At 49.8% G+C, this 8,068-nt stretch carries 7 protein-coding genes; 2 read left to right on the forward strand and 5 right to left on the reverse strand.

What is annotated here, in order from left to right:
• Positions 1-1,803, forward strand: a 1,803-nt coding sequence (bamA, locus tag EKL29_RS22745; protein ID WP_126690825.1) for an outer membrane protein assembly factor BamA, incomplete at its 5' end; no start/stop codon positions are given.
• Positions 1,804-2,210: 407 nt separating this feature from the next.
• Here bamA and EKL29_RS22750 read toward each other — a convergent pair.
• The 3 genes from EKL29_RS22750 to EKL29_RS22760 all read right to left on the reverse strand — a co-directional run bounded on the left by EKL29_RS22750 (position 2,211) and on the right by EKL29_RS22760 (position 4,791).
• Positions 2,211-2,912: a DAPG hydrolase family protein gene (locus EKL29_RS22750; RefSeq protein ID WP_126690826.1), complete on the reverse strand. Its 702-nt coding sequence runs from the start codon at positions 2,910-2,912 to the stop codon at positions 2,211-2,213.
• Between the two features lie 31 nt (positions 2,913-2,943).
• Positions 2,944-3,564, reverse strand: a complete 621-nt coding sequence (locus EKL29_RS22755; protein WP_158618947.1) for a TetR/AcrR family transcriptional regulator — start codon at positions 3,562-3,564, stop codon at positions 2,944-2,946.
• Between the two features lie 477 nt (positions 3,565-4,041).
• Entirely contained in the window at positions 4,042-4,791 is a 750-nt protein-coding gene (locus EKL29_RS22760; RefSeq protein WP_126690828.1) for an IclR family transcriptional regulator, read from the reverse strand.
• 323 nt (positions 4,792-5,114) lie between these two features.
• Here EKL29_RS22760 and EKL29_RS22765 point away from each other — a divergent pair, with 323 nt between their 5' ends.
• A complete protein-coding gene (locus EKL29_RS22765) occupies positions 5,115-6,260 on the forward strand; it encodes an MFS transporter (RefSeq protein WP_126690829.1) in 1,146 nt (381 codons plus the stop codon).
• A gap of 195 nt (positions 6,261-6,455) precedes the next feature.
• Here EKL29_RS22765 and EKL29_RS22770 read toward each other — a convergent pair whose 3' ends face one another.
• Both EKL29_RS22770 and EKL29_RS23490 read right to left on the reverse strand, forming a co-directional pair.
• Complete coding sequence (locus EKL29_RS22770; RefSeq protein ID WP_126690830.1) at positions 6,456-7,046, reverse strand: fimbrial protein; 591 nt, start codon at positions 7,044-7,046, stop codon at positions 6,456-6,458.
• The coding region (locus tag EKL29_RS23490) for a fimbrial protein (RefSeq protein ID WP_409339869.1) at positions 7,030-8,068 on the reverse strand (1,039 nt) is incomplete at its 5' end. The genes EKL29_RS22770 and EKL29_RS23490, both read right to left, overlap by 17 nt.

The following is an 8,068-nucleotide window of genomic DNA, read 5'->3' on the forward strand; positions in this document are numbered from 1 at the left end:
CGCAAGTATCAGAAGCAAAAACTGGCGGGCGACCTTGAGACGCTGCGCAGCTTCTATCTCGACCGCGGCTATGCGCGCTTCAATATCGATTCGACCCAGGTCAACCTGACGCCGGATAAAAAAGGCATCTACATCACCGTTAACATCACCGAGGGCGATCAGTACAAAATCGCCGGCGTGATCGTCAACGGCAGCATGGCGGGCTACTCGGCAGAGATTGAACACCTGACGCAAATTCCATCGGGCGAGCTGTATAACGGCACCAAAGTCACACGGATAGAAAATGACATCAAAAAGCTGCTGGGTCGTTATGGCTACGCCTATCCGCAGGTGATGACGCAGCCTGAAATCAACGACGCCGATAAAACGGTGAAGCTGCATATCAGCGTGGATGCCGGCAACCGTTACTACGTGCGTAAAGTGCGCTTCGAGGGCAATGACACCTCGAAAGATGCGGTGCTGCGCCGTGAAATGCGCCAGATGGAGGGTGCATGGCTGGGCGGCGATCTGGTGGAGCAGGGCAAAGAGCGTCTGAACCGTACCGGCTACTTTGAGTCTGTTGATGTCGACACCCAGCGCGTGCCGGGCGTGCCGGACCAGGTAGACGTGGTCTACAAGGTGAAAGAGCGCAACACCGGTACCTTTAACTTCGGCATTGGCTACGGCACCGACAGCGGCGTCAGCTTCCAGGTCGGCGTCACCCAGGATAACTGGCTGGGCACAGGGAACAGTGTAAGTTTCAGCGGAACCAAAAACGATTACCAGACTTACGTAGAGCTTTCGGCGACCGATCCCTACTTTACGGTAGATGGCGTCAGCCTTGGCGGGAAACTCTCCTATAACGATTACAGCGCAGAAGATAACGATCTGGCGGAATATAACCTGAAGAGTCTGGATTTGGGCGGCACGCTGGGATTCCCCGTTAGCGAAAACAACAGCCTCAATTTCGGTCTCGACTATGTCTTTAACCACCTGAGCGATATGTCGCCGCAAGTAGGCGTCTGGCGTTACCTCCATTCGCAGGGGATCAATCCTGGCGTGACGACCCGCACGGTCAGTGATGATGGCAGTAGCGACGAAACGTTCAGCGCCAATGATTTCTTTCTCAGTACGGGCTGGAGCTACAATTCGCTCGACCGCGGCTTCTTTCCGACTTCCGGCGTGACTGCAGGTTTTCATACAAAAATTACGCTGCCTGGCTCAACCAACAGCTATTTCAAAAGCACGCTGACCGCGAATGCCTATCTCCCCCTCAGCGATGACCACCGCTGGATATTGATGGGCCGCGCTAAAGCGGGATATGCCGATGGCCTGGGTAACAAAGAAGTACCGTTTTACGATAATTTTTATGCTGGCGGTTCCAGTTCAGTACGTGGCTTTTCCTCTAATACCATCGGACCAAAAGCCGCTTACTATCGCTGCAACGGGAGTGAGAGCAGTAGTAGCGCCTGTCCGGTGGAAAAATCTGATGACGCAGTGGGAGGGAATGCAATGGCAGTTGCCAGCGCAGAGCTGATTGTTCCCACTCCGTTTGCCAGTGAGCGTTATGAGACCTCTCTGAGAACCTCGCTGTTCGTTGATGCGGGTTCTGTCTGGGATACAAACTGGCAAAACACAGCCGAAACGCAGGCAGCAGGTATTCCTGATTACGGTGATCCTTCACAAATCCGCGTTTCCACCGGCATGGCATTGCAATGGCAGTCACCTCTTGGGCCGCTGGTGTTTTCTTATGCGCTACCGGTTAAGAAATATGAGGGAGATAAGTCAGAGCAGTTTCAGTTTAATATTGGGAAAACCTGGTGATGCCGCAATGAAAATAGCACCAGACAAAATCTTTACGGATTATTTATCCTGATGAAGCGGAAAATTAATTTTGTTTTCTTTAAAATGAAAAGGTGAAATGCTCAGGGAAAGAGTGTTCGCAAACCATCGTTATTATGCGTTAACTTATGGCCACTTTCGAGTGGCCTTTTTTACATTGCTTACTCAATTTTATGACTATTTAACTGGTATTGTTTAATACTATTACAGTCTAAAGAAAGATTATATAGAATTTAAAGAGCGGGTGGCGATTAACAGGATTTATTAAAATGGCTATACAGGCTTATGCTCGCTAATAGCACAAGCCTGCATCAGATTTTCTATAAACAATACCGCCAGGCTAAGGATAAACACCGCTGAAAGCAGTAGCGGAAAGGAGGTAAAGGCGTTCACCACCACTCCGGAGGTTGTACGTTTTCACCCGTATTTTCGGCATAGTAAAGCGACGGCAATATTTTTGACAGCGAAGTGAACTCACAATGGCAGTGCTGCAACAGGCCGAAACCAATTTCATCCTCAACGCTTTCTCCTTTTCCCGCCATGTTCTCACCCAGAATAAACCGGCTTCTGAGAACGCATCCCCAGGTGGTGTCGCGTACCAGGTGAACCATGCGTCCGCCCAGCGGGTCACCGCTCTCGTCTAGCGTGATATCTGTACCAAACCCAATGCATCCACATACAGCACCTGACAGCCAGCCTTTACTACGCGCTTCCTGAATCTTTTCGGCGGTAAAGAAATCTTCAGGATGATGAAATTTTATTTTTGCCGACACAGGTGAGACGGCTGCCAGCGCTTCTTCGGCATGTACGGTCGCACCGATAAAGTTCTTACCCTCTACCCATGCATCATCCCAGCCGTAGTGCGCTTTGTGGTCGGCAGGATGCCACCATTTCAAATGCTCAGTGGTATGAAAATAAGTAAACCACCATTCCAGCATTTTCCCGCTACACCCGGGCATATCTGTTCGGGCGGCAACAACCAGACGGTTATCTGCTGTTCGCGAAATTCCCATTTCAAGGCGGAGCGGGGCAGGATTTAAAAGTATATCGACTCTGTCCAGATCCCAGCTGGCATCAGTATTGATTCTCATCTGTTTCTCCTTAGTGGTCAGTAATCATTTTTCAGGCCTGCACGCTGTTACTTTTGACAGGCACTTTTTCCAGAAGGTTATAAATAAACGGGGTGATAAGGTGACTGCTGCTCAGGTTGTCCGTAAGGAGGTGAAACCAGCAAAAGCCGAACAGCGTAACTAAAATCAGCTCAACATCGGTGTCAGCGGGTAGTTCACCTTTCTCTATCGCGCTTTCGAGAATTTCTCGTGGAAGTGCAAAGCGTCTGGCCATAAAGTCTTCGCGGAGCAGGGTCATGTTTTCGGAATTATTCTGGCACTCTGCAATAAAGCTGCGAAAAGCGACGCCGCAAATCGTGTTTCGCCAGAGATCCCATAACGCTTCCAGCAGCAGTACGACTCTCTGACAAACATTCTCACCCTCCGGAATTAAAATCGCTTTTTTAGTTTCAACTTCATATACCTCGGCTATCAGCTGTGCCTTATTAGGCCACCAGCGGTAAATGGTGGGTTTGCTTGCGCCTGCAAGTTTTGCCACAGCTTCTATTGAAAAGCCTGCGTAGCCTTTTTCTGTCAGCAGGATCTTAGCGGCTTCAAGGATAGCCAGGTGGGACTGCTCGCTTCGTACTGCACCGCTTGAGCGCCGGGACGAAGTATTAAGGTCATTTTTCATAAAAGATTCACCCTCAACAGGCGGGAAAGTAATATATAGAAACGATACGGTTCGTATCATAAGTGTAATCGAGGTTATCCTCATATTGCTACTGAGAATTTCAATAAAGTTGGTGTTGATGCAGGAGAAGTCGCAGTGGTTGCAGGTAAGGAAAAAGCGATTGTCAGAATTTATGGCACCTTAACCCTGGTTGAAGATCTTGCCGACAGATCGCTTATGCAGAAGTTGTCCGGTGCCATCTCGCGGTTTCGCTGCTGCTCATCGGGTATTCGCGGGTCTGTAACACCTTATGATCGACGCCTGTTTTATTGCCCCAGGGCTTTTTATGAAGCCGGTAGCAGACAGACCCCTGACTGGCCGGTTGCGCCTGGAAACAGACGTCTGTCACTTGTGCCAGATTTCCCAGAGGCGTGAGGTGCCGATGCGTATATCAATGCTCTGCGTTAATATTTTTCCTGTGGATCAGGGACAAAGGAGTCAACCCCTTACCAGCGCTTCTATCTCGGCTTTACATTGCATTAATGCGCTCAGCAGGTGGTCAAATTTTTCGTCGAAGCGCAGGGCGGGGACAGCGACAGATACAGCATAGTGCTCTTGAAGGCCCGTGTTCAGAAACACGCCAATTCCGCACACGCCCCGCGCATGTTCTTCACGGTCAACCGCATAATGACAACGCCGGATTTCACGGACCTCTTCCATAATGGACGGCAGACTTTGAAGCGTCTTGTCTGTTCTCACATCAGGCCGTCCTCCCAGCAGACTTTCAATCTTTTCGTCCGTCAGCATGGCCAGAATCGCCTTTCCATGTGCGGTACAGTGACAGGGAAAGGCTGTGCCTACGGCTGAAACGACACGAAGCTCCTGATCCGACACGAACTGGCTTACTGAAACCGCATAGGTTCCTCGATAAACACACAAATCAACCGTTTCGCGCGTGCGGCGTCCCAGCGTCTCCATGGGCGACCTTGCGAGCGATATCACATCGGTATGAGCCGAGGCGGCAAGGCGCACCAGCGCAGGTCCAAGCTGGACACCTGCGCCTCTGGAAACCAGCAGCTGTTGTGACTCAAGCGAAGTGACCAGGCGGTGCACGGTAGTACGCGGCAGCCCGGTTTCACGGGATAGCTGAGTAATGGTCATTCCCTGTGGCTGGACTTCAAGCGCCCGAAAAATCATTGCCGCTCGGGCAATGACCTGAGACCCATCCTGATTGACATCATTGCTCATCACTCGCCTCCGTTCATTAAACGTTTTACAGAATAACATGCAGCATCCATCACAGGGATCAGCTATGTCTGCCAGGCGGATTGAATAACAAAAGCCCATTGCTAAGCCCAGCAGGGAAAGAGCGCTATTGGTACAGCTATTACCCCTTCCTTCAGAAGCTTACATTTAAATTATTGATTATATAAATAATTTATTTCTCTTGCCTGGAAGCTTTACGGTCGTTTTACAGTTCCTTCGTTGACTAAATTTCAATCGCGATCAAAACTGATAACCATTATGTGGATTTCATATCCGTTATGCGGACAGATGTTTGAGGAATTTTTGTGGGAAAACTAAATAAAACGGGCGCTTTTACCCTGCTGGCGGTGGCCTGTCTGACAATAATGGTCGGGTGCGTCATCGTCCCCGGTCTGCCCGCGATAGCCGAACGACTGGGCATATCTTCAGCAGCGAGCTGGCTGGTGACTGTCCCCTCTCTGGGCGTAGTAGTTTTTGGACCGCTGGCGGGCCGGCTCATTGACAGGATTGGGGCTTATCGAGCGTTGACCTGGGGACTGTTTATGTACGGCCTGTTGGGAAGCGGCGGCGTGCTGTTGCACGGTCTGGTGCCTGTTATGGTGGATCGGTTGCTGCTGGGCGGCGCAACGGCTGTAGTGATGTCTGCGGGTACCGGACTGATTTCAGCCTTCTACAGTGGTCATGCCCGACTAAAGATGATTGCCTCTCAGGGCATGTCAATTGAGCTGGGCGGAGTGATTTTCCTGTTTATCGGCGGGCTATTGGCGACGCTTGGCTGGCGCTGGCCGTTTGTGCTTTACCTTGCCGCCTGGCTTTTACTTGCCATGCAAATCCTGTTTGTGCCGCGGCCGGATCGTATTGATCAGACAGAAAACCATCAGCAAGGTGACGTCCTCGGAAAGCGTGGCGCACTTAAGCCAGTCTATTTTGCGGCCGTGCTTTCTATGATCAGCTTCTTCACTGGCGTCATTATTATTCCGCAGCGCTTTCACGCAATGGGTATGGGGGCGGCAGAAACGGGCTACTTCCTCTCTTTTATCTCTCTGATCGCCGTATTTGCCGCGGCGATAATGCCGAAAGTTGTTTCTCGTATTCGTGAGTATGGCACGCTTTATACGGCGTTTGGGTGCTATATCGCAGCACATCTTCTTTTCTCAATGGCTTCCGGACTTACGCTGTTTACCGTTGGCGGCGTTTTGATGGGATGCGGCTTTGGACTGTCAGTGCCGCTGGTAAACCATATGACGGTGGAGCAAAGTCATGCGCGCGTCCGAGGGCGTAACCTTGCTTATCTTTCTATGGCCATTTTCTCGGGGCAGTTTTTATCCTCGTTTATGGGATTTATACCGGGAAATACCTCTGTCATATTTTTGGGCGCCGCCGCGATCGGCGTGACAGGAATTCTGATCCTGATGTTATTTCATCGTATTCATCGTCACGCTGTCATCTGAGCTACGGTTCTCGCCTGAAATAGTTGATTCCAGAGCCGAATATCACAGGGAAATCCCTTTTAATGTAAGATTCAGGAGAGACAGGTATTTAACTAACGGGCGGAGCGGGTTAGTAAGCTCCGCCGGACCGCGCGAGCAGGCCACGGACCCTATAAAAAAGTCGAGTTATCGTTTAGTGATGAACTTATTATCACTTCAGTCATATGACAATGTGAATTCCGTGTCGGCATCTGCCGTGCCGGGTTTGACACTGTCATTTCCAGTAGCAACATAATTCGCCAGAAAACTCAGAGTGACATTCCCCCTCTCATCAACCACGCCACGAGGGGCATTACTGCCCATAGGGATACGCTGACCCTTGCTGTCCATAATCTGCACCGCTATCCCGGAGGCGTAACTTCTGTCGTCGCTTTTCAGGGCAAGAAGCTCAGGGTTTAGGGTATCCTTCGCGCCTGTAAACCTGGTTGTGACACCGCTTGCAGTACAACCCGTTAAAAGGATGGTGAAGGGCACCGGCGATGTTGTCTGTCCCGTTTTTTTCAGGTGTCTGGTCGCCCACTCGCCAAGCTGAACCGGCTTATTAACATCGTTCGGGTCAACGGTACATCCCAGCGCAACCACCATGCCTGTAAGCCTGATATTAATCTGGCCAAGGGCGCCATATGCATCAGGCGGTGTCAGCCCGCTCAGGAGCAGGTTGCTCAACGCAGCGGTAATGACGCAGAACGACAGGGCTTTAAACCATGACCTTTTCACGTTAATACCAGCTTCAGTCAAAATCGACACGCAGATATCCCTCCGAGGTAAACTTGCCTTCCGCAGGTTTGTTGCCCGTCACGCTGACAGGCCAGGCGCTGATGGGAACATAGGCTGAAGACGTATCATCGAGTTGGAAAGGAATTTTGCTGTTTGTATTATTCGGCGTTAGTGGGTTTTTGTTATCGTCTGCGACGATAAAACCTAAGTCGGGATTGTCAGAAATAATGGTATTGCCCGACACCTTATTTGCTTCTATACGCAAGGAGAGTAAAGCCTGAGCGTCAATATTCTTACAGTGAATAGCGATGTTCCGCGTCTGAGGATTGATGCCCGCAGGTTTATTCCCGGCACCCGCCTGTGTGAACGCGGAAGCGCCGATATTACCGAAATCCATGGTGATAGTCTGTCCCGTGTTCAACTCACATGACTGCGGTACTGTAATCGAGGCATGCATGATGACTTCGCTCATATAAGGCCCGGTAGCTACGGTGCCTTTATTAGTCGATGCTTGAGTATAATTTAAGATAGTATCTATTGGTGAAAAACCTATAAAGGGCTTTATTACCATAAGTGAGACGGTACCTCGCCCACCTGAAGCCCATATTGTAGGCGAGCATTGAGTTTGATTGCAGTTATTGCTTTCTAAAAATGGCACGTTGAAATATTTTCTAACCTCACCAGCAACGTATCCTTTTATTGACACTGCTAAATAATCATTTAACTTATACCAGGTGATGTTGCTTGAAACTCTATATATCGGTAGGTTGCTGCCCGTTTTTATAAAGGTGCCAGAGTAAGTTGGGCCTGAATCGCAGATTGCTTCATAAGCACCCCCAACAGAATATTTGAATATATCGTCAATTTCTGACCCGGCGGCATCATCTTTTATATTTTTAATGTCATAAGAAGCATTGTAGTTGAAAATATGTGTTCCGCCTGTTGGTGTGCATACTCCTGTATAGGCAAAAGCTAGGTAATGACTCCAACTTATTGATAGTGTTTTATGTTCAGATAATGCCCGATGACTTTGTCGGTAATGACTCCAAATT

This window comes from Pantoea sp. YU22, from assembly GCF_003970755.1.
In the GTDB taxonomy this organism is placed as follows: Bacteria; Pseudomonadota; Gammaproteobacteria; order Enterobacterales; family Enterobacteriaceae; genus Pantoea; species Pantoea piersonii.